We start from the raw sequence: 25,682 nt of genomic DNA, 5'->3' as shown, positions 1-25,682 counted from the left end.
CGTTTTCTGCTGGGAAACCGGCGGGGATCTGCGTTTGATGAGATGAATGCTCCGCCTCATGCGCCTTTACCCTCTCACTCTTGCCAGTGCGGCCCTGCTGTCGCTCATTCTGATCCTTGGGCGCGATGCTGCGCGGGCTCAGACCGTTGATCCCGCCGAGGCGTTCGCGCCGCCTGCCGTGAAGGAGTATCTGGGGCGTACGGTGGCCCAGACCATGCATTGGAGTGGATCGGGCTGGCTCATCCGTCACAAACGGGAGCGGGAGGAGGCGGCGAGCCTGATGCGCGAAAAGCTGGAACTCAAGCCGGGCATGGTGGTGTGCGACCTGGGCTGCGGGAACGGCTATCACACCTTTCCCATGGGCAAGGCGGTGGCTCCTGGCGGTAAAGTCTATGGCGTGGAGATTCAGGAGCCTTACCTGCGCATGCTTGAGGAGGGCGCAATAAAAGCCGGAGTGACGAACTTTGTCCCGGTGTTGGGTAAACTCTACGATCCGGGGCTGCCGGATGCCACCTTTGACCTCATGCTGCTGGTGGACGTTTACCACGAGTTTTCGCACCCAGAGCAGATGCTGGCGGCCATGCGTAAGGCATTGAAACCCGATGGCGTGGTGGTGCTGGTGGAATTTCGTGCGGAGGATGACACGGTGCCCATCAAGCCTGAGCACAAGATGACGAAGGCCCAGATTGACAAAGAGATGACAGCCAACGGGTACAAGCTGGTGAAGTCCTTCGATGGCCTGCCCTGGCAACACATGCTCTGGTACGGCAAGGCAGAAAGCTCGGGCAATCCGAACAAATCGTGAAAGTTTCCGGTTGGAGATTCTGATTAGGTGATCCTTCCCCCATAGCATCGATATTCTTCAACCACTGACCTTCATGCGTCCTCTTCCTCTGTTGTTACTGACCGCCCTGCTTGGTGCCACCCTTGTGCATGCCGCCGACCCCGTGAAGCTCACGGTGGCTGACTTTACGGATGGTAAAGGCAACCCCGTCCCGGCAGGCTGGAAGACCGAAGACGATGGCACCATCCATCGGGTGGAAAAAGCCGGCAACATCATCTCGAAGAAGGAGTACTCCAACTTCGAAGTGGAGTGGGAATGGAAGCTGGCCGCAGGCGGCAACAGCGGCATCAAGTATTGGGTCAATGAGTTCCCCAAAGGCGGCTGGCTGGGCGTGGAATATCAGATGATCGATGACGTCAAACACGCCGATGCAACCAAGGGGGCTGGTACCCACAGCACCGCTTCCTTCTACGACATCAAAGCACCGGCAGCGGACAAGGCTGTGAAGCCCGCGGGTGAGTGGAACCACAGCAAGGTGGTGTCGAAGGACGGCAAGATTCAGCACTGGTTGAACGGCAAACTGGCTGGCGAGGTGGACACCAAATCCGAAGAATGGAAGGCAGGCGTTGCCAAGAGCAAGTTCAAGGCCGTGGAAGGCTTCGCCCCAGGCAAAGGCCGCTTCATGCTGACCGACCATGGCGACGAGGTCTGGTGGAAAAACATCAAGGTCACCGAACTCTGAGCGCCTGCGGCGCAGACAGAAGACTTTAAGACAAAAGACGAAAGACCTGAGATGAGGTCTTTCGTCTTTTTGTTACAGCTTAGAGAAGTCTGATCTGACTCAGGTCTTTTGTCTGGAGTCTTAAAGTCTTCTGTCTTTGTCTTCAGCATACCCCGCTGACCAGGCACACGATGTCATCGGGCGTGGTCACGATCTCTGCTGCGCCATTGTCGCGAAGTTCGGTCTCTCCGCGGAAGCCCCATTTGACGCCGACGGCGAGCATGCCAGCATTCACCGCGAGTTGCATGTCGATCCCCGAGTCGCCGATGTAGGCGCATTCAGAGGGTTCCACGCCGAGGGCCTTGCAGATCTCAAAAGCTCCTGCAGGGTCGGGCTTCTTAGGCACGCCGGACCGGGCACCCAACACGATTTCGAAGGGGGTGTCAGGAAAGAAGTGTTTGCAGCAGAGCAACGTGAAAGCGTGGGGCTTGTTGGAAAGAACCGCGAGCTTCATGCCCCGTTCGTGCAGTCCCTGGAGGGCTTCTTCTATGCCCACGTAGGGTCGGGTTTCACTCTTCCAGGTGTCGTGATAGTGCTTCTGGTACTCGTTGACCCGGGCCTCGATGTCCTCAGTAGCGAGCGTTTCTGGTGGAAGGGCGCGTTCGACGAGCGCCCGGACGCCGTCACCGACGTATTTAGGAAAGACGCCCAACGGTTGCCGGGGGTAGCCCCGGGCCTCAAGCATACGGTTGATGGCTTCAGCCAGGTCTGCGAGAGAGTCGATGAGGGTGCCGTCCAGGTCGAAGATGAATGCTTTCATGAGAGTCGGATTCCCTCACCAAGCGCAGACAGGGCAAAATGCCAACCGAAAAGGCTGGTGGGGGAGCGATGGGGGTGACAAGGTTGGCACGACTCTCGCTCAAAAGCTTCACATCTCTTGATAAAACCGTTGCAAAAGTCTCCTGTTACAAGCATCAATTAAGGAACCCACAAATGGCTGCGCCTTTTCCAGATGTCCATTCTGCAAGTCAGGCGAAGGCCGAGACTGGCAGTATTGTGCCTGCGGCCGAGGTGAAAGTCGTGCCGCCGGTGATCTACCGCCCTAACGTGGCGGCCATCATTCTCAACATGGACAACTCCATGCTCGTGGCGCAACGTTCCGGACTCCGGAGCGCCTGGCAGTTCCCTCAAGGAGGGGTGGACCCCGGGGAAGGCCTGGAGGAAGCTCTCTTCCGCGAAGTGGAGGAGGAGGTGGGAATCCGACCAGAAAACATCCAGCTCCTCGACCGCAAAGGGGGCTACCGTTACGATTTTCCCAAGGGGCGTCTCAAGTACGGGATCTACGGAGGACAGGAGCAGGTGTATTACCTGTGCCGTTTCCTTGGTAAAGACCGGGACATTAATCTCGATACGGAACACCGTGAGTTTGACCGCTGGCGGTGGATCAAACCGGAGAAGTTTGACATGGAGTGGGTGCCGCGCTTCAAACGCGACGTCTATTTGCGTGTGTTTCGAGACATTTTTTGGCATGGAGAAATAGCCCCCTCGATCGCAACCTTACGGACCGGACCACCGGACCCAGATTCAGGAGCAGGCGTTGGACTTGAACAAGAGCATACTTCGGACCTGGGGCACCTTGGCAGGTGTTTGGGAACAGGTGAAGTCGTTCGCCCTGGATCATCCACTGGATCCCTTTCCGCTGCGTCACACGCTGCGCGGCTACAATACCGTCAAAGCCAAGGCTGACCTGAAGGCGGGCGTGACGGTGGCGTTGCTGGACCTGCCTCAAGGCATGGCCTATGCGGTGATTGCGGGCCTGCCCCTGTGGTATGGGGCCACTTGTTCTGCCGTGGCTGCCCTGATCGGGCCGCTGCTGGCCAGTTCCCGGCACACCATCCTGGGGCCGACGAACGCGACCGCCTTCATCACGTTTTCCTACTTTGCATCGCACCCGAACATCAATCAGCTCGCGCTGATGCCGATGCTGGTTTTCCTGGTGGGAGCGCTGTTGTTGCCGGGAGGCTACTTCCGCGTGGCCGATCTGGCGCAGTACATCAGCCGGACGGTGATTGTGGCCTATGTGACAGGCGCCGCCTTGCTGATCATGGTGAATCAGCTTCCGGCCCTGCTGGGAGTCACGATACCCAAGGGCGGAGCTTCACGAACGCTCTTTGGCACGCTCGGGGCTCTCCTGGACCGGTTGGCGGAGGTGCAATGGACCTCCGTGGTCCTGACGGCAGCGACAGTCGCATTGTTTGTTTTGTTGAAGCGATGGCGCCCCCAGTTGCCCACGTTTGTGATTGTGCTGGTGGCCATGTCCGGGCTGGCAGTCTGGATGAAATCTTCTGGCTTCCATGTGGTCACCTATGCCGATGCGAAGTTCACCGTTTACGATTTGCTTCCGCCGTTCCCTGACTTCCTTTCCAAGGATGTGGCCATTCAGTTCAGCCAGTTGTTTGGTCTGGCGGTGGCCATCGCTTTCGTGGCCACGCTGGAGCAGAGTGCCATGTCGAAGACGATCGCGTCCCGTGGAAATTACCGGGTCGATGCCAACCAGGACATGCTGTCCCTCGGAACGGCGAACTTGGCGTGTGCCTACCTGAGCGGCATGCCCGCGAGCGGGTCCCTGACCCGCTCGGCCCTGAACTTCGAGAGCGGCGCGAGGACGCCGCTTTCGAGCATGATCAATGGCTCAATCTGTCTGGTGGGGGCCCTCACCATAGGTCCCCTGGTGGCGTACATCCCACGGGCAGTGCTGGCTACCCTGGTGATCTGCATTGCGATCTCCCTCATTCACCGGCGTCAGATCCGCATTTCCCTCCGGGCCACCAAGTCAGATGCCTTTGTCTTCGTCGTCACCCTGGCGTCCACGCTGCTGGTGCCGCTCCACGTTGCGATCTTCACCGGCGTAGGCGTGTCCATCATGCTCTACCTGAGGAAGGCCAGCCAGCCTTCGCTGGTGGAGTATGAGTTCAACAAGGAAGGGAACCTTGCCGAGGCGCAGGGCAAGGAGCGGCAGAACCCCTCCATCTCCATCGTGCATGTGGAGGGCGACCTCTTCTTTGGGGCGGCTGAACTCTTCCGCACGCAAATCCAGAGAACCTGCTCTGATCCCAATCTCAAGATCATTATCTTGCGGTTGAAGAATGCCCGGCACCTGGATGCGACCAGTGTGATGGCCCTGGAGGAGCTGATTCGGATCATGAAAAAGGCCGACAGGCACCTCATCATCAGCGGTGCGATGCGGGATGTGGTGCGCGTGCTGAAGAACAGCGGCTTGATTGAGGTGCTCGGGAGGGAGAACCTTTTTATGGGAAATGCTTCCAATCCCAACCTTTCAACTCGGGATGCGCTAAAACGCGCGCAGGAAATCCTTGGCTTCCGGGAGGCCGATGTGCACATTTATTACGATCCAAGGCACAGTCGCAAGGGAGAGGGCGGCGGTTCTGCGGGTTCGCCCGCAGGCTAGTCACTATTTTGTTGCGGCTGACGCTGATCGGGTGAGGATGAATTTCCCATAGAATGAAACGATTCCGAGAGTACTTGCCGCTCCCTCTGCACATCAGCCTGCCGCTGAGTGTGCTGGTGTGCTGCATGGTGTTCATCGTGGTGAACACGCTGGTCTTGCTGCATCTGGGGGATAACAAGGAGCTCCGGGATCAGGCGCTGCTCGGGGGAAAGCAGGTGGCCCGACTGGCCAAGGTGGCAAGCCGGGCCTCACTTGAGAAAAAGGATCAGCTCAATTCCCACCTGGAGATACTGGCGAGCTATAGCCGGGTGAAGTGGGCGGGCGTCTGCGATGAGCGAGGGGTGCTGGTGGCTTGCACCGATGAGTCCATGGCGGGCAAGACGGTCAGCGATGCCGAAGGACCTGCTGCCGGGGCAGTGGTGATCAAGACGCTGAACACGGGATCGCCGCACAAGGACCGCATTTCCTCCGTCGGTCTGGTCCTGGCGTATCCGGTCTCGGCTCAAGGACCCGTAGCCAAGGAGATGCGCGTGGCGGTGCTGGAGCGCGACATGCGGGATGTGCTGGCGGGGCAGAGGGAGAACACCATCTGGGAAGCCGGCGCGTCAGCTGGGGTTTTGCTGGTGTTGTGTGCGATTTTCTGGTGGTGGCTGCGCAATTTCCTGCGCAAGCGCATGGACCGGGTGCTGGACCTTATCCGAAATCGTCAGGACAGTCTCACACCCGTCAGCGTGCTGCCGGGGGCGGATGAGTTTTCCCGGCTCTCCGCCGCGTTGCAGGAGCAGGAGGCTCTCTTTCGCCAAATCGTGGACAACATCAATGAGGTGGTGTGGGTTCTGGACGGCAATCGTCAGGTGATCTACGTGAGCCCGGCCTATGAGCGGGTATGGGGCAGGGAGCGGGACGGTACGGTGAAGGGGAACCCGTTGTGGAACCAGTACATTCCGCAGGAACATCTGCAGAAGCTGAAGGTGCTGTTCGAGACGCTCTACAGTGATGGCAAAGCGGTCCATTTTGAGTACCCGATCATTCGGAAGGGCGGAGAGCGTGGCTGGATCGAGGCCAGCGCCTTTCCGGTGATGGCGCCCGGGGGAGGCATCCATCGGGTCGTGGGCATCAGTCGCGATGTCACTGATCGCAAGGCGCTGGAGGAACAGTTTCTCAACATCAGCGAGCAGGAGCGGCGGCGGCTGGGGCATGACCTTCATGATGATGCCTGCCAGCGACTGGCGTCACTCAAGATGCGGTGTGAGGTGCTCGTGGCCTCCCTTCGCAACGAGCATTCCGCCAGCCTGCCGCTCGCGCAGGAGTTGAAGACGCAGCTCACCGGGACTTCCGCCTTGCTGCGAGACATCGCCCGCGGTCTCTCACCGGTGGAAATGGATGGCGAGGGATTGATGCTGGCACTGCGCAAGCTGGCCGATCTCGCCGAGACCATCTACGAGGTGCCGTGCTTCTTTGAGTGCGAGCACACGGTGCTGGTCAGCAACACGGACGCCGCCAACCACATCTACCGCATCGCACAGGAGTTTATCAACAACGCGGCCCGTCACGGTCATCCCACCCGGATCGACATGACGTTGGAGACCGACTGGGAGTCGGTGAGTCTGACGGTCACCAATGACGGCGTGCCCTTCAAGGAGCCGGAGAATGCACCAGGCATGGGGCTGAAGATCATTCGCTACCGTGCGAATGCCATCGGGGCATTTGTGAGCATCCGGCCCCGCAATCATTCTGAGGGAGGCACCATTGCCGAATGCATCGTGTCCCAGAACGTGTGCAATCCGGACGACGGGAAAGTGGCCGAGGCAATGCGGGCGGCGATCGCGAGGGATGTCGCCCTCTAGGAGGTGGGGGAAAGGGCTTGTCAATGCCCGGCGGTGTTTTTAAGGGAATTATAGTTGTTTGCAAACCCGGGTTCCTTCCTAGGTTCGCGACCCCATGTCGATCAAGATTCGTTTCAACTCCGCCGTCGCCACCGGTCTGGTGCTTGCCAAGGTAGGCAACCCCCAGCGTGATGAGCCATTGCAGACGTCCAAGGAGGTTTTTCACATTGAAGAGGGCGACCAGCCCACGCTCACCGGCATTTTCCTCAAGCCCTTCAAGAACCTGATTCCGCATCGTTTCACGCATCATTCGTCGCTGGACCAGCACGAGATGAACACGATCGCGAAGGCGATCTTTGCCTCCAGTGATGGGTTGCTGGAGAAGGGGTGCGATATTGCCAAAAGGTTGTACTCGAAATCCTACCACCCGAACATCAAGGAGGGGGACTTGTGCATCTCGTTGATCAAGGACATTGAGATGGAGAGCAGCAAGGTGCAGGCCATTTGCATCCTCAAGTCTGAGAGCGTGGTGCCCTTCCTGAGCATCTCCACGCGTGATGGTGATTTGAAGCTGTCCACGGAGCACGGCATCAATCCCGAGAAGATCGACAAGGGCTGCCTGATCGTGGATTTCTCCGCGGACGAGGGCTACTATGTGCTCACCTTTGACCGCACGGGCACCGATTCACGGTTCTGGGTGCGGGACTTTCTGGGGCTGCAGGCGGTGACAGATGCTGCCTTCCTGACCAAGTCCTATGCCGACATGGCAGTGGCGTTTCTCAAGCAGGAGGTGCCCAAGGAGAGCGAGGCGGCGGAATCCAAAACGACGGCCGCCCACGATGCGATCAGCTTCTTTGAGACCCGCGAGACATTTGATCTCAAGGAGTTCGAGGAAGAAGTGCTGAAGAAGCCGGATGTGGTGGCGAAGTTTGCCGAGCACCGTGCAAAGGTGGAGGAGGAGCAGGGACAGCCCCTGGAGAAGTCCTTCGCCATTGCGAAGAAGCAGGTGTCCAAAGCGAAGAAAAAAATCGGCAGCGTGCTCAAGCTGGATGCCGGCATTGAGGTTCACCTCAAGCCCGCCTTCGGGGCGAAGGAGAACAACCCGCTTCTTGAGCGCGGCTTTGATGAAGACAAGGGCATGAAGTTCATCAAGGTGTACTTCCACAAGGAGGAGGCCGGGCAGTAGGTTCCTGGTACTTCAGACCGCCCGGAAACAGGGGGTGGGGGAGCGTCTTTTCAAGGTCGGTTCTTCACCCCCCCGCCGGGGCCCGGGCGGTGAAGGAAATAACCTGCAGGAGGTGAAAAGTGCCCCTGCATTCCTTTGCCGCATCATTTTAGGCCCGCTCGGTAGCGCTGGACGGCGCGGCTAACTGCATTCCGGTAGACCTGCCACTCGTCTGCCGTTGAGCCCTCTTCGGGATCTTCAAGCTCTAGCTTGAGCCAGCGGGCCCAGTGCTGGTGGAGGAAGTCCCGCATGACGATCTTGGTGTGAGGGAAACCCGCCCCTGGGCCGGAAAACTTCTCACTGGTGGATTCGTCACGGATTTCGGTTGAGCTTTGATAGCGATCATAGATCGCGAAATAGGACTGCAAGATTCCGGGAGGCGCCTTGGGTGAAGGGCTGAGGTTGTGGATCAGTTCCATGCGCATCCCCAGGTCGCATCGGTCTAGAAGGTTGTGCAATTCCTGCCAGACCAAGGGAGCGGCGGAACTTGATACAAGGCTGCCAAGGGTGGCGTCCTGATCCGTCCAGTACTCTCCTTTTGAAGTCTTGGGGGCCTTTTTGAGCAGCCGGAGAAGCTGTTCATCTGCGAGCCCCGGATCCAACTGCTGAAGTGCCTCCAGAGCGGTGTTGCGGTGGGCCTCCTTGTTAGTTTTTATCCCGGCCAGAAGGAGCTCAATTTTCTGGGATTGAGGAGTGGTATGGCCCTTTAAAAGGGCGTCGGCAACCGGCCAGCTTGGCTCGTCGGTTTTGAGCAGGGTTTGATAGAAGGTGGGGATCAGATCTGGATATCGCTCCCTGGCGATCAGCAGCAGTTCTAAACTGAGGTTCACATCCTTCTTTGTCCCTTTCACCGTGTTCAGCCTGACATAGGTCTCTTCCCCGGACTCGGAAGCCTGTTTCCACCAGGCCAGCACGTTTTCGTCTTTTGACGTCTGCCCCTTTTGGCGATCAAGCCAGTTGGAATCAAAGTCGTCATTGGCCAGACGCTGGAGATAGGCGTTGACGACCTGGCCCGCGTTCATGGGATAGCTTGTGAAATTGTTGAATCCCTGCATGAGATGATTGGTCAGGCGTCGAGAGTGACGTTGCGCGAGGAGAGCAGGCACGGCTTCGAAGCCTTTGAGAATGAGGGCTCGTTCCGCCGGTTTGAATTCGCCCGTTTTCGGTTGCATGGCCCCATCCTCTCCGTTGCTGACAAGATAGTCGTCGATGATCCTCTCGATCGATCCTGAAGCGCCAGGTTTGTGTTTTACTGTCTCGGCGAGGCCGTCAACGATCCAATCGGTAGCGGCACTCTTTAGCCCAGGTTGATCAGCTAGAAGACGGTCAATCCGTTGTTTGATGCTGGCAAAGTCTGGTTTGGCTGACGTGATATCGTTGAGTGCTGCGGCCAGACAGCTGCGGGCGAGCATCAGAACCGGTTCTTCGTTTGCAGGCGACCGGAACGGGGAACGCGAATGCCCGGCCGCGTTTTTAAGTGATTTTTCAATCAAGGCACTTCCGAGCTTCTCGTGTCCTGCGAGGACCAGTTGGATGCCGGTGACGAGCCCAAAGTTGACGTCTTGGGCTCCGTCAAAGGGGCTTGTGGGTGAGATGTCCTTGAGTGAAAGCGCTTCAGGATTGGGAACATTTTGGGTTTTCACGGTTTGAGTGATGTCCCAGTGGTCAAACCCCACCAGCGCCTGTTTTGGGCCGCCCGGCTCGACGAAGCCAAGCGCGTAACTGTCGGCGGATTCAGATTGGAACACCCAGATCCTGATGAGTGTCGCTTTCGGGCTGGGTTGAGGAACCTGCCAACGCGTCGCATGCTCCAGCAGGGTGGCTCGCGTTGCAGGTGACAACGGATCCGCGGACACAATTGGGGCCGCCAAATGGCCCAAGAGCACCAGTGTCACGATGCAAGTCGTCAGTGAGTGCAGCATTATGGTCCTGTCGTGAGTTCAATGTGCAACCTTCCTCGGGTTGGTTCACAAGGCATGGTGGAGCAAAACTCAATGCCTTGTCAATCCGGCAAAGCGGATGTTCCTCCAACTCGGGTCCAGTCAGGACAGATGGCGGTGGGGCGCTCTCAACAGAGGATCAAAGCGATCCCATGCGTCCGGCTCGCACATCGCGAAAGGCCTGCTGGATCTCCGACTCGCTGTTCATCACAAAGGGGCCGCTGCCGACAATGGGTTCGTTCAGAGGCTCGCCACTCATCAACAGGAGTCTGGTATCTTCCGTAGCTGCGATCTGCACATCGTTGCCTTCGCGTTCAAAAAGGACGAGGGCACCTTCACTTGCGTGATGGTTTTCCTGAAAGCTGAGGTCACCGTTCATCACCAGCAGGGCCACCGTGTGTCCATCGGTCAATGGGAATGTTGCTGATTTGCCAGAGTGGATCTTCACATCCCAAAGGTTGATAGGAGTGAAGGTGCGGCCCGGGCCCTGCGTCCTATGCAGTTGACCGGCAATCACTCGCGCCTCGCCTGCACCCTCTGGCAGTGACACCACGGGAATGTCCTGCTTGAGCAGTGTCTGGTAGCCAGGAGGGGCACTCTTGGCACGGGCAGGGAGGTTGACCCACAACTGGGCCATTTCAAACATGCCACCGGTGCGGGTGAACTCCGCGGAGTGAAACTCCTCGTGCAGCAGGCCGCTTGCGGCGGTCATCCATTGGACATCGCCGGGGCCGATCTTGCCACCGCCACCACTGGAATCCCGGTGTTCGATTTCACCCTGATAGCTGATGGTCACCGTCTCGAACCCACGATGGGGGTGGGCACCCACGCCGCGCTTTTCCGTGCCGGGAGGAAAGAGGTGAGGAGCGGCATAGTCGAGCAGAAGGAAGGGATCAAGCTCCTCACCCAAGGCGTCATAGGAGAACACGGAGCGCACGGGGAAGCCGTTGCCCACCCAGTGGGTGCCGGTACTTTGGAAAATGGATTTGAGTTGTTTCATGAAGATATCTTCGTGTCCTATTAGGGGAGGGAAAATGCTTTGCCGATCTGCTGAGCATGCTCAAACATGATGCCTGCGCTGCCTCGTGTGCTCGCCGGACGAAAACCGGGGCGACCCCGCGACTCAGTTCGGATCTGTCGTGGGACCCCCGGGGCGGGCCGTCTCTTGCTACTTGTTGCGAGATGCTGCGGCGCTGTAGCTCGTCATGAGACACCGATAGGAGGGAAGGTGATTGGAGAAGAGCGTGCCCAGCCCTTCGATGTCGTTGCGCCAGTCGCGGTGCAGCTCGCAGGCCACGCCGAACCAGGACATCAACTGGGCGCCTGCCGCCTCCATCCGGGACCATGCGGCATTGCGCGTGGTGAGGTTGAAGGTCCCTGATGCATCGGTGACGATAAACACTTCGTAGCCTTCTTCCAAGGCGGAGAGGGTGGGGAAAGCGACGCAGACCTCGGTGACAATGCCGGCGATAAGGAGTTGTTTTTTGCCGGTGGCTTTGACAGCTTTGACGAAGTCCTCGTTGTCCCATGCGTTGATGTTGCCGGGACGGGCGATATAGGGGGCATCTGGAAACAACTCTTTCAGTTCCGGCACGAGAGGGCCATTGGGGCCGTCTTCAAAGCTGGTGGTGAGGATGGTCGGCAGCTTGAAGTACTTGGCGAGGTCACCAAGGGCCAGAACGTTGTTCTTGAAGTCATCCGGTGAGAAATCGTGAACCAGATTGGTGAGTCCGGACTGGTGGTCTACCAGGAGGACTGCGACGTCGTTCTTGTCGAGGCGGTTGTATTTGAAGGAGCTCATGTGGGTGGTGATTGTGGTTTGGTTTGAAAGGGGAAGGAGGATCAGCCTTGAGCGTCCAAGACGGTTTCCCGTCCGTGGACGGCAACACTTTGCGCCTTGTCATAGCTCTCCATCAGCAGCCGGTAGCCGGGCATCATGTGGTCGGCGAAGATGTTGGCATACTCCAGGGCGTCCGGCCGGTTCCAGGTCTGCTGCATTTCTGAAATGACGGCCAGGGTGTCGATGGGGACGGCACCCGCCTGAGTGATGCGGGCGAGGGTGAGATCCGTCGCCATTTTACTCCAGTTGCCGCAGGCATCGACCACGGCATAGACCTTATAGCCTGCGGCCAGGGCGCAGATCGTGGGGAACGCGAGACAGACGCTGGTAAGGGTGGCGGCGATGACCAGGGTCTTGCGACCTGTCTCTTCAATCGCCTGCACAAATGCAGGCATGTCCCAGGCGTTGATCTGCCCCTGGCGGGCGACATACCTGGCATGGGGGGCGTAGTTGTGGATCTCGGGAATCAAGGGCCCATTGGGACCATCCGGCACGGAAGCGGTGGTGATAACCGGGAGCTTAAGCAGGGTGGCAACCTTGGCGAGGGCACTCACATTGCGGCGAAGATCGGCCACTGGGATATCCTGGACGAGGTTGAACAAGCCGCTCTGGTGATCGATGAGGAGCATGGTGACATCCTTGGGATTGATCATGACTTGTTCTTGAGGGGTGCTCATATTGGGTCTGGTATTTGGTTTGGCTGCCATGCAGCGGTTCCAGAGCGGATGTCGGCTTGGGGGGGCTGGGCACCGCTTCTGGGGTGAAGTTGCCTGGTTTTCAAGCATCGGAGTCTGGAAGGAAAAAAGACAATACTTCCTGCTTCCGCTGAGCATGCCTTGCGGTTATGCTCTTCACGCAATGGAACTTCGCCACTTGAGGTATTTCGTTGAGGTCGCACGACAGGAGAGCGTTACTAAGGCAGCCGCGCAGCTTCACGTTTCCCAGCCTGCGCTGAGCCGGCAGATCCGCGATTTGGAGGAGGAGCTGGAGGTTGGCCTGTTTGAGCATCATGCCAGGTCCGTGAAGCTCACGGCAGCGGGGCATGTGTTCTATGAGGAGGCTCAAATGGCGCTTCAGCGGGTTCATGAAGCGGTGGAGACGGTGAAGCGATTTGCCGGGGCTCAGACAGGCGAGCTGCAAGTTGGCTACGCTCCATCACTTTCTATGGAGATCCTGCCGCAGGCATTGCGTCGTTTCCAGATGAAGTGCCCCAATGTGAAGATGCAACTCCAGGATCTGACGACCGAGGAAATGATTGTGCAATTGAGGAATGGCACTCTGCATGCGGCATTGCTGGTGAGACCGGCGGCTGGTTCGCTGGCCAGTGGCCTGGAGTATCGGGAGATCGTAAGACACCGGCCGTGTGTGGCGATGTCTGTGACTCATGAACTGGCTGGCCACGGGGCGATCTCCGCGAGCACCCTGGCTGGAAAGAATCTCCTTGTTTACAGCCGGGAACACTATCCAGAGCATCATTCGTGGATTGAATCCGTATTGAAGGGGGTGAGTCCGCGCCCGCGCATTGTCGGGGAGTACGACAGTTCCACCAGTCTGGTGGCTGCCATCGACTCTGGCTGCGGCGTGGCCCTGGTCCACGATGGATTTAATGCCATGTCTGGATTCCGGCTCTGTCTGCGGAGCATCGATGATGGGACTCATGACTTCTCCTTTGGCGTGGCGTGGCGGCGGGATGAGCCGTCTCCTTTCACCCGCCGGTTCGTGGAGGCGGTGGTGGGGCTCGATGCACAGGGTGCGATGAAACAGGATCAGCCTGCAAAAACGTAGTTTTCCCAGCTCCGCATGCGGAAGAGGATGCGGCGCAGGATGTTGGTAAAGGGGAACTGGCCGGTGTAGACGGTAGCCTCCCCGGCTGCGCCACCCGGGAGTGCCAGGGGATCCAGCTCTCCGGCTTCGAATTCAAGCAGGACGGGCACCTTTCCAGGTGGCACATGAGCAGTGAAGGACTTCAATTCGCCGTTGGCGAGAATCTGGCCTTCGGCGATGACGGCGGCGACCTGCTTGACCTTTGCCTTGAACACGTGCCCCGGTGAAAACGGGAAGAAGACCTCCACAGGGGCGCCGGGCTTGACCGACTGAATCACGTTTTGAGGGAATGCGGCCACAAAGGCGTCTGGCTCCTGATGTACAAAGACCATGAGCGGAGCAAAGGGGAGGGGCACCGTCATAAAACCCGGCCGGACCAGGAGCTGCGCCACGTAGCCATCCGTAGGGGCGGTGATGACGCTGTGATTGAGATTGTGCTGGGCAATGGCAAGCTGGGCCTCTACAGCCTGGACCTTGTCCCGGGCCTCATCCCGCTGGTCGCGTGCGGTGTCCACCTGCTCCACCGCCACGGCTTTGCTGGGGAGGAGTGAGTGTGGCGTCCTCCGACCCTGGTGGCGGTGCGAGCGGGGCCCGACGACTGACTGCCCAGATGAAGAGCAGCGGCCACATCAGATGCAGGGTGAAGAGACTCAGCCAACACCCGACAAAGATGGCGTCCTGCTGCGGATGCTGGCGCTTTTTCGCCATCTGGTAGGGGATGTCATGGATGAAGATGATCAGGTAGATCAGGAACACGGGCATCCCCAACAGGAGTGTCAGGGCCAGCCATTCCAAGGGGTCGTGTCTCATCGGTTGCAAGGGTTGTCCCGGAGGAGTCAAGGGCCGGGTGGATTCAGCGGCTGGAGATGCACCGGTCGCAGTGCGCTGATCCAGTGGAGGACCCATCGGCGAGAACGATGGCTAGCCAGGAGCAGCGCAAGAGTCGTGGTAACAACCAACGCAATCGCGATGAAGGGAGCGGACCAGCGTGGGCCTGGTGCCACCGCGACCGCCGCTTGAGTCGATGCGAGGGCAGGATTGGGCGCCACGTTGATGGCATGGGAGGGGAGTTCAATGGCGCGAACTTGCGCTGCGTCCAGATCCCACCAGGAGAGCTTGGCTCCGGGCAAGGTGTAATGCCCGGGGTGCTGGACAAGGTAGGTGATGGTGTCCACCCGCTGGCCTGTCAGGTTTCCGCGCTCGCTGTGGTCTTTGACTACGGGATCTTTGGGATAGATCGCGACACCATCGATCTTGCCGTCCGGGAAGGGGGGGAACATCATGCCGGGCATGTCTTGGGCGGAGAAGGTGATGGTGCGGGTGAAAGCATCGCCCGCCTTCGCCTTGGTTGTGGCGGGGTCGGGTTTCCATGTTTCGGTCACGGTGAGCTCCCTGGCACTGATGATCTGTCCCAGTGCTTCCGTGCCGGGAGGCTGTACGGCCTGGAACTTCAGCTCCGGAGTATGCACGGTCGCGGCGATGCTTTCTTTATCGAGCGGCGCACGCTTGTATCGAAAGCGAATGGTCAGGGGAGGGATCACTTTCTCACCGGCTTCAGGGGCGAGCACGGACACCTCGTGCCGCTGCACCGTGTAGGTGATGGCACCGACAGTCTCACTGCTTACAATGGGGCTGCCTATCGGAGGGATGATGACCAGACCGTGGGGATCTGGCATGTCAAACGTGGGGGCACTCGCGAAATAGCCTGGGGCCAGAAGCTCCACTGCCAGGGTGAGCTTCTGGCCTGCATAGCAGGGTGGCGGTGAAGCGAGCGCTGAACGCACTTTTGTCTCCTGGGCCAACGTCGGTGTCGGTCCCACGAAGGCGCATGCCAGCAGCAGATATAGAGTGGGAAACCTCATGGTTGGGAGGGTTCGATGTTTAACGACGGCGCATGCCCCCACCTCTGGCATGGCCTGCGCTGAAAGATCGAGAACTGAAGGAGGCGGAGCTGGACCGGTGGAAGGCCGGGGCGGAGGCTCGATGCTGGGACGACTGGTAGGTCCGCTGCTGGTGGGCCTGGAAATCACTGCGCTGGCGGTTGAAGGATTCCCTGTCCAAGTGGTGCTGGACTTCATCAGATGGCTGGACGGCAGAGCGTCTGGTGACGGCCGCGTGTTCCGTGTGCTTGATTTCGGTGGAGCTGGATCTGCTGATGTGTTCACCCGCATGAAGGTTCGGGTCGGGGTGATGGTCCTGGTAGCGGTTGCGGGCATCATGGAGTTCATCCTTTCTGTCCACTGAGTTCCAGTCCCCATGGTCGTACTTGGCCCAGCTGCCGTTGTCATCGCGCCGGTAAACGTTGCCGTCCCGCCCGGCGTAGAAGTTGCCGTCGTGAACGGCGGCTCCACCATGGTGGTCCTCCCCGCGCCAGACCCTGCCGCCGCCTTCTGAGCCCCGCCAGCGGGCGGCGCCGCCGTGATCGGTCGCCACGTGGCCGGCGCGCACCCAGTCATCGCCCCGGCGTACCGCGCTGCTGCCCCACTGGGCGTAGCCGTTGTTTCCTTGATGGGTGGCCCAGCCGGTGTCCGTGCGGGGATTGTACCCAGCGGCCCACGTGCGAGCACCGTACGGGCCCTCCACACGCGCGGCGCGGCCGTAGTTCCCGGTCACAGGATTGTACCAGGCGGCTCGCCCGGCAGAGGCATAGGGCCCATAGACCCGGCCGCCGATGGCGTAGCCGCCAGTCCACGGATTGTAAGCTGCGGCCACTCCATAGGTGGCGGGCCAGGGGCGGTAGATCGGAACAGGCCCGCCCCAGGCAACGTAAGGCGGGTAATACCAGCCGGATCCCCAGACCAGCGCGGCTGTCGTGGCGACCCCGGCAACAAAGGCTCCGAAGTAGCCCTCGGTATAGCTGCAGACCACCGCATCACTGGTGCTGCCACTGTGCACCCGCACATAGGTGACACGATGCACCGGGTAGGCCGGCGGGATGGTGTAGATCACCGCAGGCACGTCCAGACAGATCGCCCATGGTCCTATGGGAGCGGTGGAAACGAACCAGACGGCATTCTGGCAGAGGTAATAACTTCCGCCAGTGAAGACGACGTCGGAGCTCGTGTTCACCGCATAGGTCATGGAGGTGCCTTCCATGCCCTCAAACTTCGGCTCCCCGTCGTAGGTCACCTTTGCCTTGCCTTCGGCCTCTTTGCGATTGACCACAGCCTCTTGCGGTACTTGTGCAAGCAGCACGGCATCTGCGGCCTCTGGCGTGCCGGGCACAGAGGCGAGAACGTCCGCGCACTCGCAATCTGGCGGGATGTTCTTGAAGTCCTCCGGCAGATTGCCGCTCGCAAATGTCCAGGGCCCCTCCCACTTTTCAGAGGTGAACCACCTTCCGCTTACTAGAAAGTAAATCTTGTGATCCCGGGCATCCTCCAGAACCCAGCTTTCAGTATTCTTTGCCCAGAGAAGATGGGTGTCTTCGACCTCCTGCCAGACAGGGCTGCCTTCAAAGACGATCAGCTCGGCGGGCTCTTCCGAGTAGAACACCTGCGGCACGGACATGCCGTGCTCAATCTTGGGAGGGACGGCCTTTTTCACATGATCCCACTGGTCTCCCTTGGGCAGGGCTGAGAAGTCCTTGGGCAGTGCGCTGGCCAGAGTCCATTCCCCGGCAAGGTCACTGGTGGTGAGCCAGGTCTTGTCGCTCAGCAGGTAGTAGGCTCCTGATGCGGGATCATGCAGCAGGTCCCAGTTGGTGTTGACCACAAACTCCAGCATGGTGCCAGCAATGGGAGCCTTCACGGGCTTGCCCTGCACCATGAGCAACACGGCAGCCTTGTTGCTGACGAAGATCCTGGGTGGATCCATCTTGAGATCGAGCGGCTTTGCGGTCTCTTTGGTGTGCTCGGCACCGGCCGCAAGGCGGTCCAGTGAGACCACCATGGATTTCCCGGGAAAGGTCTTCTTCAAGAGCGCCTCCATGGGGGCGACCTCCGCCTCGGGAAGGGAGGGGAATCGCGCCGCAGTGATTTGCAGATCGCTGATCAACACCGTGCGGTTCTCAACATCTGCGGTCGTATTGCCCGATACTTCCAACACGCCGATGGCTGGCTTGCCGTCCTTCGTTGTCAGCACGAAGGCGGCGCGTGCCTTGAGGTCGCGGTAGCCTTTCCAGACATCGATTTGTGGCTGGTACACGGTGAGTTTTACACCGTCCTTGGTGGCTTCCCTGGGCCAGCCAGGTCCACCAGGGGTGGATGCCGTTGACCTGGCAGGAGCGGGTGCCCCTTGCAGGGCCGGGGATGCGATCGCACCCAGAAGGATGGGGACCAGAAGGAGCGCTTTCATTCTCTTCGGGGGTTGGCAGATTGAGGGTTACATCACGTGGGTAAAGTCGTTCACTCCCTGGGTCTCTCTTCAGCTTTTGCGGATGACGCCGCCTGGGAGGCAAACTTGGCTTTGAGGAAATCAGATGGGGTGGTCTGCACACGGCGCAGCCAGGAGGCGCGCAGTTCGTCATCGGACATCTTTTCGGACCCCAGCTCCATGGGCTTGCCCTGCTTGTCCTCGCCCTTCTGATCAAACACGATCTCGTCCGGCTTGTAGGCTTCCGTAGATTCCTGGTCGCGGTCTTTGCCGGAGGCGTCGAGGCGTTGTTTCCTTGCTACGGCGAGCGCCTTGTTTTCCTCTGCCTCCTTCCAGCCCGGCTGGAAGCCAAGGGCCCGGTCGTAGCTTGCAATGGCCGCGTCGTACTTCCCATTCATAAGCCAGGCGTTGCCTTGATCATAGGCACCCTTGGCTCCGGGCACGCGGGCAAAGGTCTTGGCTGCGACCTCAAAGTCCCCGTGTCGATACTGGGAGGTGGCGATCCACCAGGGATCGGTGAAGGCCTTAGCGGCCTCCGCGTACCTGCCTTGATGGAAGAGACGGGAGCCCTTCTGATCTGCTGTGATCCAGAAGTGGGGCTCCCGCAGGGACTGCACGAGCAAAAACAGCCCCAGGCCCGCCAGGAGGGCGTTCCGCATGGTCCAGAGGTGTCGGGGCAGGTGCATCAGCGGGCAGCGGTGGGCACCATCCACCCACGGCGGAAGAAGGGCAGCATGAGCAGGGCGAGGATGGGGGTGAGGAAATAGCCGCTCTCACGCCAGCGCCCGGTGGTGTCATGCGCGCTCACGTCAGAGAACTTCGCCAGCCGGGCGAGGGATTGCACGTCACTGTCATCAGCCGCCAGGGCGGTGAAGTCTGCGCGCACGGGCCGCGCGTTGGCTTTTAATGCGGTCAGTTCTGTTCCGGGTAACAACGGGGCGAGCACCCGAACGTCGTAGTCGGATTTTGACCGCCATTGTGTGAGTGACGTCGATTGTTCTGGGGCTATGCTGTCGGTAAGCCAGAGGATGGATCCGGATCCTGCCTCTTCGAGCGATTTCTCGGCCAGCTGAAGGGCCTCGGCGGCGACGTCTCCTTCTCGGGGCATGACTTTGGCATTGAGGGCCTGGGCGAAGGTGTTGATGATGCCAGCATCGGACGTGAGAGGCATCACGACATGGGCGGTGCCAGAATAGGCGATGAGGCTGGTCTTGGCACCCGGTCGCAGGGCCAGAAGGTCGTGGACTTTCTCCGTGGCGCGGGCCAGGCGGGAGGGCAGGACGTCCTCCGTCTCCATGGAAGGAGACACACGGATGACGATGGCCAGTGCCGCCGTGTCCTCAGCGAAGGGGGTGGGTTCGCGCCGCCAACTGGGTCCGGCGATGATGAATGCGCTGAGCACCCAGCCGATGGCGATGAGATCCAGCGGAATGAATCTGGCCTGATGATCCCTGCCGCCAAGCAGGTGGGGTAGCAGATGAGGGGCAATGATGCCGCGCCAGGGTTGGGCAGGATCAGTGTGGTGACGCAGCAGCCACCACACCAGCAGGGCCGGTGCCAGTGCCAGCAGCCAAAGGGGACGGATGAAATGGAAGTCTCCCATCATGACGCGGCCTCCAGAGGGGAACGCTCCGCAGCATGTGATGTCGCGGTGTTGCTTCGCTTTCTCCGATGCTGCAAGGCGAGCTGCACCAGTTGCTGCGCCAATGACAGGACAAAGGCAATGGCCAGTGGCCACCAGTACACGTCCCGCCGGGGGCGGTGACTGATGGTCTGGGCTTTGCGGGTCTCAAGCTCGTCCAGTTGCCGGTAGATCTGCTCCAGTTGCTTGCGATCGGTGGCGTGGGAAAAGACGCCACCGGTGGTGCTGGCCACACTCTGAAGCGTGGCCACATCCAGCGCGTCCTCTCCGGCCGCCCGGGGATCGCCGACGGCCACGGTGTGGATGACGATGCCCTTGTCCCTGGCAATGGAGGCCGCCTTGGCCGGGGGCACTTGACTGGAGGTGTCGTTCCCATCGGTGAGGGCGATAAGAACCCGCTCCTTCACCGTGCTGCGTTCGAAGACATTGATGGCCAGGCCGAGAGCATCGCCAAACGCGGTCTGAGGGCCGGCCATTTTTGTCTGAGCCTCGTCAAGGAGTTGGCGGCAGACGTTGAGATCCTCTGTGAAGGGGGCCTGGACGAATGGCGCGGTGCCGAAGAAGATGAGCCCCACACGGTCTCCTTTGCGCCTGGAGAGGAAATCACCCAGCACCTCCTTCACGGCGGTGAGGCGGTCCACCATCTCACCTTTGGCGTTTTTGAAATCCTTGGTTTCCATCGAGCCGGAGAGGTCCACCGCCAGGAGCAGGTCGCGCACAGCCACTTCCTTCTGGATCGGTGGTTCAATGAGTTGCGGGCGGGCCATGGCCAGTACGATCAAGACCCAGCCCAGAATGAGGGAGGCCTTGCGCAAGGCCCGGCCCTGGGGCACGAGAGCCCCCTCATGGGGATGCTGGCCCGAGTAGGTCAGCAGGCGGTTCAGGAAAGGCACCGTGAGGGCCTTGCGGTGTTCGCGGTGAGGTGGCAGCAGCCAGCCCACCAGAAGGGGAAGGGGCAGCAGGCAGAGGAGCCAGGGATGGGCGAGAACAGGCATCACGTGGGCCCTCCGGGGGTGACTGGGATGCGGTGATGAGCCAACCAGTCCCGCACGGCCTCTGCGAGGCGGGCGGCCTGTGGGGCATCGATCTTGCCGGCGGTTCGAGGATCATACGCGGCGGTCTCCAGGGCGGCGAGGTCTGCAGGCAGTGAGCCAGGCGTGGGGCTGGTGCGATCCAGGAAGGCCAGCCATGACGGGCCGGTGAGAGAGGCGGTCTGCTCCCGCGGAAAGGCGGTGATGGCCGTCCGTTTCAATATTTCCCCGAGCTTCACCAATGCCTCGACCCGGGTGGCGGGATCATGCAAACGCTGTTGCTCCAGGGTGGCGAGGTGCAGAGCCTCCCGGCGGTAGCGGTTGTGCTGCCAGTGGAGAAGCGCCCTTACCAGGTACACCAGTGCCAGAACAGCAAGGAGCCCCAGCACCCAGTACCACGCCGGGGAGGGAGGCCACCAGGGTACTGCAGGGGGCAGTACCAGGTCATGCAGTCGGTCCAGACTGGTGGGATCGGGTTTCACGGCTACAATTTGCGGGAGCCGAGGTGATGGCGGATCTGGGTGGCGACCCCCAGTGTGGTAGTGAGGGACAGGACAGGCGTTTCACGGTGAAGCAGGAATTTTCTTCCTGCTTCGCGTTGCTCCGCGAACGTTTCCCTATAGCGCTCACGCAGCGACCGGTTGCTGGTGTTGATTTCCATCTGCCCCGTCTTGTCACCAAAGATCAATGGTCCGGCATCGGGCAACTCACACTCCAGGGGATCATTCACAAAGACGAAGAGCACGTCGTTGTGCTGGGAGATGCGGGTGAGCAGGTGTTGGGATTCCTCGTCATGGCCGGCACCGTCGCTGATGATGCAGACGAGACAGTCATGGCGGGCGAGATTGACGCAACGGCGAAGGACCTCATTGAACATCCCGGCGTTGGCTTGAGCGGTTGCGGCGACGCTCAGTGCGTGATTCTTCTGGAGGATGGCATTGAGAATCCGCATGACGCCACTCCGACTCCGGTGGGGGGGTATTTCCTCGATGCTCTGGTCATCGAAGACAAGGGCGCCCACGCGGTCCTTCTGGGTGATCACACGCCAGGCGGCCAGCGCGGCGGCCTCTGTGGCGGTGACGGACTTCATGTTCTGCACACTGCCGAAGAACATGCTTGACCTCTGATCCACGAGCAGGAAGACGCTGCGCTCCCGCTCCTCCGTATAGACGCGGCTGTGGGTCTTGCGGGTGCGCACAGTGACCTTCCAGTCGATCTGCCTGATGTCGTCTCCGGGCTGGTAGCGGCGGATTTCCTCGAAGTTGAGCCCACGACCGCGCAGCCGTGAAGCATGCCGACCTGCCAGGAGGGAGTGGACGGGCTGACGCGGCAGGAGGCTGAAACCACGTGCCTGGTATTGCAACGCCACGAGATCGGCCAGATTCGCATACACCCCGGGCGCTGCCGGAGGGTTCACGGGATCGGGTTGCGATGGCGGTTGCGGTTCTGACATGTAAAGGGAGGTCAAACGTTGTCGGCGGAAGTATCCGCCCGGCGGGAGCCACGGCTGGTGGCACCGTTGAGTTTCGCGTTCCACTTCCAGTCACGAATCTCTGGCACATCATCGCCGTGCTCGCAGATGTACACCCGGTGGTGGTGGAGCTGCTCGTGGACGAATTGCAGAATGTAGCCCAAACGGCTGCCCAGCCTGGTGACGCGGCTCAGCGCGTCTCCCATGAGGGTGAAGCGGTCCAGTTGATTGAGCACGCACATGTCAAAGGGTGTGGTGGTGGTGCCTTCCTCTTTGTAGCCACGCACATGCAGGTTGCAGTGGTTGGTGCGTCGATAGGTGAGGCGGTGGATGAGCCAGGGGTAGCCGTGAAAAGCAAAGATGACCGGCTTGTCCTTGGTGAAGATGGCGTCAAACTCGCGGTCGTGCAGTCCGTGAGGATGCTCTTCCACCGGCTGAAGTTTCATAAGGTCCACCACATTCACCACGCGGACTTTGACGTCCGGCGCATGCTGATGAATGAGCTCGACGGCGGCGAGCGTCTCCAGCGTGGGCACGTCTCCACAGCAGGCCATGACGACATCCGGCTCACCGCCTTGGTCATTGCTGGCCCAGTCCCAGATGCCCACCCCGGCGGCGCAATGTTGGGCGGCGTCCTGCATGGAAAGCCAGACTGGGGCGGGCTGCTTGCCTGCGACCACCACATTCACGTAGTTACGGCTGCGCAGGCAGTGATCGGTCACGCTTAGCAGGGTGTTGGCATCCGGGGGGAGGTACACACGGATGACCTCCGACTTCTTGTTGATGACGTGGTCCAGGAAGCCGGGGTCCTGGTGGCTGAAGCCATTGTGATCCTGCCGCCAGACGTGGGAGCTGAGCAGATAGTTCAAGGAAGCAATGGGGCGTCGCCACGGGATGTGTCGGCAGACTTTCAACCACTTCGCATGCTGGTTGAACATGGAGTCGATGATGTGGATGAAGGCCTCGTAGCAACTGAAGAAGCCGTGGCGTCCCGTCAGGAGATAACCCTCCAGCCAGCCCTGGCACTGGTGCTCGGAGAGCACCTCCATGACCCGTCCGTCTGGGGACAAATGATCGTCCTTGGAGAGGATCTCTGCGGCATAGGCGCGACTGGTCACCTGTAGAGCGTCCTGCCAGCGGTTCGAGTTGTTTTCATCCGGGCTGAAGAGGCGGAAGTTCTGCATCTCCAGGTTGAGCTTCATCACGTCCCGGAGAAAGCGGCCCATCTCCCGGGTGGCCTCGGCAAAGTTCTCGCCGGGGGCGGGGCACTTGATGGCGTAGTCGCGGAAGTCCGGCAGACGCAGATCCCGCAAGAGCAGTCCGCCATTGGTGTGCGGATTGGCACTCATGCGACGTGTGCCACTCGGAGCGAGGCTGGCGATGTCCGCATGGAGATGACCGGTGGCGTCGAAGAGTTCTTCGGGCCGGTAGCTTTTCATCCAGCCTTCCAGCACCTTTACGTGCTCAGGCTTGTCCATGTCTCCCATGGGCACCTGATGCGCCCGCCAATAGCCTTCGCACTTGAGGCCGTCGATTTCCTTGGGACATGTCCAGCCTTTGGGGGTACGCAGGACGATCATGGGCCAGGCGGGGCGTCCCTGGAAGCCGTGTTTCCGCGCGCTCTTCCAGATGGATCGAATCTCTGCCGTCACCTCGTCCAGGGTCGATGCCATCTGCTGGTGGAGGAGGGCAGGGTCATCGCCTTCGACAAACCACGGGCGGTAGCCCATGCCTTCAAAGAACTTTTGGAGCTCTTCGTGAGGAATGCGGGCGAGGAAACAAGGGTTGGCGATCTTGTAGCCATTGAGGTGCAGGATGGGCAGCACGGCACCGTCGCGCACAGGGTTGATGAACTTGTTGCCATGCCAGCCGGTGGCAAGGGGGCCCGTCTCCGCCTCTCCATCGCCCACGATGGTGGGAATGATGAGGTCAGGATTGTCGAATGCAGCGCCGTACGCGTGAGAGAGAGAGTAGCCCAACTCGCCCCCCTCGTGGATCGAGCCCGGTGTCTCCGGGGCCACATGGCTGGGGATGCCGCCGGGGAACGAGAACTGCTTGAAGAGGCGCTGCATGCCGACTTCATCCTCTGTGATCTCCGGATACACTTCGCTGTAGGTGCCTTCCAGGTAAGTGTTGGCCACAATGCCCGGTCCACCGTGACCGGGACCGGTGACCAGCAGCATGTTCAGGTCCTGCTCTTTGATGATCCGGTTGAGATGAACGTAGATGAAGTTCAAGCCCGGCGTGGTGCCCCAGTGGCCCAGCAGGCGGGGCTTGATGTGTTCCCGCTTGAGACGCTTCGTCAGCAAGGGATTGTCCCGGAGATAGATCTGGCCGACAGAGAGATAGTTGGCCGCACGCCACCAGGCATCCATTCGTGCAAGCTGGTCATCAGAGAGCGGTCCTTTTTCCGTGCGAGGTGTCGGCTTTTGCGCCCGGGTGTTTTGCCTGGCAGACGCTGCCGCAGCTGTTTTGGCGGATGAGGATTTGCGGGAAGTTTTGCTCATGGTGGGGGATGGCTGGTGGGAAGGCGGCGATGCTAGATGACGGCAACCTGCTTGAGCAGTTCGTCCAGGACCGTGTCCTTGGTGGTGCCTTCCGCCTCCGCTTCATAGGTGAGGATCAGCCGGTGCCGCAAACAGGCATGAGTCATCTTCTGCACATCCTCCGGTGTGGCAGTGTCACGTCCATCCAGCCAGGCCTTGGCCCGGGCTGCGCGGTCCAGCGCCAGAGTGCCGCGGGGACTGGCGCCCACGCGGATCCATTCTGAGAGCTTGGAGCCCTTGAAATCCGCTGGACGGCGGGTCGCGGCAATTAGCGCCACGATGTACTTTTCCACAGCCTCAGAGATCTGGACGGAGAGCACTTCCTTGCGGGCATCCAGCACGGATTGGGCGGCCACCTGGCCATTGGATGCCGGGGACTGACCCGCGTCCTCACCACGTACGAGGCGGAGGATCTTGCGCTCATCCTCGTCGCTGGAGTAACCGACGAAGACGTGCAGGAGAAAGCGATCCATCTGGGCCTCCGGCAGGGGATAGGTGCCCTCCTGCTCGATGGGGTTCTGCGTGGCGAGTACGAGGAATAACTCCGGCAGGGGATGCGTGGTGCCTGCGACGGTGACCTGCCGCTCTTCCATGGCCTCCAGCAGGGCCGCTTGCGCCTTGGCAGGGGCGCGGTTGATTTCATCTGCGAGGATGAGGTTGCCAAAGACGGGGCCGGGCTGGAAGACAAATTTGCCGCCCGCGCCTTCACCGGTGTACATCTCCGTACCGGTGATGTCACTCGGAAGCAGATCCGGAGTAAACTGAATGCGGCTGAATTGGCTCTCAAGATTCTTGGCCAGTGTCTTGATGGTCCGGGTTTTTGCGAGCCCAGGGAGCCCCTCCATGAGGAGGTGGCCATTGGCCAGCAGGGCGATGAGCAACTGGTCTACCACCGCCTCCTGGCCAATCACGGATGCGGAGATGCGCTTTTTGAGATCGAGGATCTGATCGCGGCTGCTCATGGCGCTGATGTTGTGGATGCTCTAGAACCCTGCTGCCGGACATCGTCTTCGACGGTTGTTGCCCGCCGAAGACGATGCCGCAGATTT

Annotated in this window: 23 protein-coding genes; 7 read left to right on the top strand and 16 right to left on the bottom strand. The window is 60.2% G+C overall.

Annotated elements, in window-relative coordinates; translation table 11 throughout:
• The first annotated feature begins 58 nt into the window (after positions 1-58).
• Entirely contained in the window at positions 59-805 is a 747-nt protein-coding gene (locus BV034_RS18430; protein WP_265593154.1) for a methyltransferase domain-containing protein, read from the top strand.
• Between the two features lie 73 nt (positions 806-878).
• Positions 879-1,526 carry a DUF1080 domain-containing protein gene (locus BV034_RS18425; protein WP_050028461.1) on the top strand — a complete coding sequence of 216 codons (648 nt, stop codon included), beginning with the start codon at positions 879-881 and terminating at the stop codon, positions 1,524-1,526.
• A 142-nt stretch (positions 1,527-1,668) separates the two neighbouring features.
• Here BV034_RS18425 and BV034_RS18420 read toward each other — a convergent pair whose 3' ends face one another.
• A complete protein-coding gene (locus tag BV034_RS18420) occupies positions 1,669-2,325 on the bottom strand; it encodes an HAD-IA family hydrolase (RefSeq protein ID WP_050028460.1) in 657 nt (218 codons plus the stop codon).
• A 38-nt stretch (positions 2,326-2,363) separates the two neighbouring features.
• Between BV034_RS18420 and BV034_RS34915 the strand changes: the two genes are divergently transcribed.
• The 4 genes from BV034_RS34915 to BV034_RS18400 all read left to right on the top strand — a co-directional run bounded on the left by BV034_RS34915 (position 2,364) and on the right by BV034_RS18400 (position 7,986).
• The gene (locus BV034_RS34915; protein ID WP_081887911.1) at positions 2,364-3,251 is read left to right on the top strand and encodes an RNA pyrophosphohydrolase; all 888 of its coding nucleotides are present in this window, start codon (positions 2,364-2,366) and stop codon (positions 3,249-3,251) included.
• Positions 3,163-4,974, top strand: a complete 1,812-nt coding sequence (locus BV034_RS18410; protein ID WP_265593153.1) for a SulP family inorganic anion transporter — start codon at positions 3,163-3,165, stop codon at positions 4,972-4,974. Before BV034_RS34915 ends, BV034_RS18410 begins: the two co-directional genes overlap by 89 nt.
• A gap of 53 nt (positions 4,975-5,027) precedes the next feature.
• Positions 5,028-6,821, top strand: a complete 1,794-nt coding sequence (locus tag BV034_RS18405) for a PAS domain S-box protein (protein WP_050028457.1) — start codon at positions 5,028-5,030, stop codon at positions 6,819-6,821.
• Between the two features lie 94 nt (positions 6,822-6,915).
• Positions 6,916-7,986 carry a nucleoid-associated protein gene (locus tag BV034_RS18400; RefSeq protein WP_050028456.1) on the top strand — a complete coding sequence of 357 codons (1,071 nt, stop codon included), beginning with the start codon at positions 6,916-6,918 and terminating at the stop codon, positions 7,984-7,986.
• A 143-nt stretch (positions 7,987-8,129) separates the two neighbouring features.
• Here BV034_RS18400 and BV034_RS18395 read toward each other — a convergent pair whose 3' ends face one another.
• The 4 genes from BV034_RS18395 to BV034_RS18380 form a co-directional block, all read right to left on the bottom strand.
• Positions 8,130-9,947, bottom strand: a complete 1,818-nt coding sequence (locus tag BV034_RS18395; protein WP_050028455.1) for a hypothetical protein — start codon at positions 9,945-9,947, stop codon at positions 8,130-8,132.
• A 157-nt stretch (positions 9,948-10,104) separates the two neighbouring features.
• Complete coding sequence (locus BV034_RS18390; RefSeq protein ID WP_050028454.1) at positions 10,105-10,965, bottom strand: pirin family protein; 861 nt, start codon at positions 10,963-10,965, stop codon at positions 10,105-10,107.
• Between the two features lie 168 nt (positions 10,966-11,133).
• Positions 11,134-11,766, bottom strand: a complete 633-nt coding sequence (ycaC, locus tag BV034_RS18385) for an isochorismate family cysteine hydrolase YcaC (protein WP_050028453.1) — start codon at positions 11,764-11,766, stop codon at positions 11,134-11,136.
• Positions 11,767-11,807: 41 nt separating this feature from the next.
• Complete coding sequence (locus tag BV034_RS18380) at positions 11,808-12,482, bottom strand: isochorismatase family protein (RefSeq protein WP_050028452.1); 675 nt, start codon at positions 12,480-12,482, stop codon at positions 11,808-11,810.
• Positions 12,483-12,678: 196 nt separating this feature from the next.
• On the opposite strand from BV034_RS18380, the gene BV034_RS18370 reads away from it, so the two are divergent.
• Positions 12,679-13,590 carry a LysR family transcriptional regulator gene (locus tag BV034_RS18370; RefSeq protein WP_265593152.1) on the top strand — a complete coding sequence of 304 codons (912 nt, stop codon included), beginning with the start codon at positions 12,679-12,681 and terminating at the stop codon, positions 13,588-13,590.
• On the opposite strand, the gene BV034_RS18365 is transcribed toward BV034_RS18370, so the two are convergent.
• The 11 genes from BV034_RS18365 to BV034_RS18315 are packed head-to-tail and all read right to left on the bottom strand — an operon-like array spanning position 13,572 to position 25,595.
• A complete protein-coding gene (locus tag BV034_RS18365; protein WP_265593151.1) occupies positions 13,572-14,144 on the bottom strand; it encodes a hypothetical protein in 573 nt (190 codons plus the stop codon). The two genes, BV034_RS18370 and BV034_RS18365, sit on opposite strands and share 19 nt — an antisense overlap.
• Complete coding sequence (locus tag BV034_RS18360; RefSeq protein ID WP_050028448.1) at positions 14,116-14,439, bottom strand: DUF3302 domain-containing protein; 324 nt, start codon at positions 14,437-14,439, stop codon at positions 14,116-14,118. Before BV034_RS18360 ends, BV034_RS18365 begins: the two co-directional genes overlap by 29 nt.
• A gap of 26 nt (positions 14,440-14,465) precedes the next feature.
• Complete coding sequence (locus BV034_RS36150; RefSeq protein WP_050028447.1) at positions 14,466-15,491, bottom strand: BatD family protein; 1,026 nt, start codon at positions 15,489-15,491, stop codon at positions 14,466-14,468.
• A 19-nt stretch (positions 15,492-15,510) separates the two neighbouring features.
• A complete protein-coding gene (locus BV034_RS36145; protein WP_050028446.1) occupies positions 15,511-17,925 on the bottom strand; it encodes a hypothetical protein in 2,415 nt (804 codons plus the stop codon).
• A gap of 50 nt (positions 17,926-17,975) precedes the next feature.
• Complete coding sequence (locus BV034_RS18345; RefSeq protein WP_063768826.1) at positions 17,976-18,602, bottom strand: tetratricopeptide repeat protein; 627 nt, start codon at positions 18,600-18,602, stop codon at positions 17,976-17,978.
• A 26-nt stretch (positions 18,603-18,628) separates the two neighbouring features.
• Positions 18,629-19,549 carry a VWA domain-containing protein gene (locus tag BV034_RS18340; protein WP_050028444.1) on the bottom strand — a complete coding sequence of 307 codons (921 nt, stop codon included), beginning with the start codon at positions 19,547-19,549 and terminating at the stop codon, positions 18,629-18,631.
• Positions 19,546-20,580: a VWA domain-containing protein gene (locus tag BV034_RS18335; protein ID WP_050028443.1), complete on the bottom strand. Its 1,035-nt coding sequence runs from the start codon at positions 20,578-20,580 to the stop codon at positions 19,546-19,548. The genes BV034_RS18340 and BV034_RS18335 overlap by 4 nt, the downstream gene beginning before the upstream one ends.
• Positions 20,580-21,098 carry a DUF4381 domain-containing protein gene (locus BV034_RS18330; RefSeq protein ID WP_050028442.1) on the bottom strand — a complete coding sequence of 173 codons (519 nt, stop codon included), beginning with the start codon at positions 21,096-21,098 and terminating at the stop codon, positions 20,580-20,582. The genes BV034_RS18335 and BV034_RS18330 overlap by 1 nt, the downstream gene beginning before the upstream one ends.
• Positions 21,099-21,100: 2 nt before the next feature.
• Positions 21,101-22,069: a DUF58 domain-containing protein gene (locus tag BV034_RS18325; protein WP_050028441.1), complete on the bottom strand. Its 969-nt coding sequence runs from the start codon at positions 22,067-22,069 to the stop codon at positions 21,101-21,103.
• An 11-nt stretch (positions 22,070-22,080) separates the two neighbouring features.
• Entirely contained in the window at positions 22,081-24,594 is a 2,514-nt protein-coding gene (locus BV034_RS18320; protein ID WP_081887908.1) for a phosphoketolase family protein, read from the bottom strand.
• Between the two features lie 32 nt (positions 24,595-24,626).
• Complete coding sequence (locus BV034_RS18315) at positions 24,627-25,595, bottom strand: MoxR family ATPase (RefSeq protein ID WP_050028440.1); 969 nt, start codon at positions 25,593-25,595, stop codon at positions 24,627-24,629.
• Positions 25,596-25,682 lie beyond the last annotated feature (87 nt).

The organism is Verrucomicrobium sp. BvORR034 (assembly GCF_000739635.1).
Classification (GTDB): Bacteria; Verrucomicrobiota; Verrucomicrobiia; order Verrucomicrobiales; family Verrucomicrobiaceae; genus Verrucomicrobium.
Note: the sequence above shows the minus strand (reverse complement) of the source record. Positions and strands in the feature narration are given on the sequence as shown.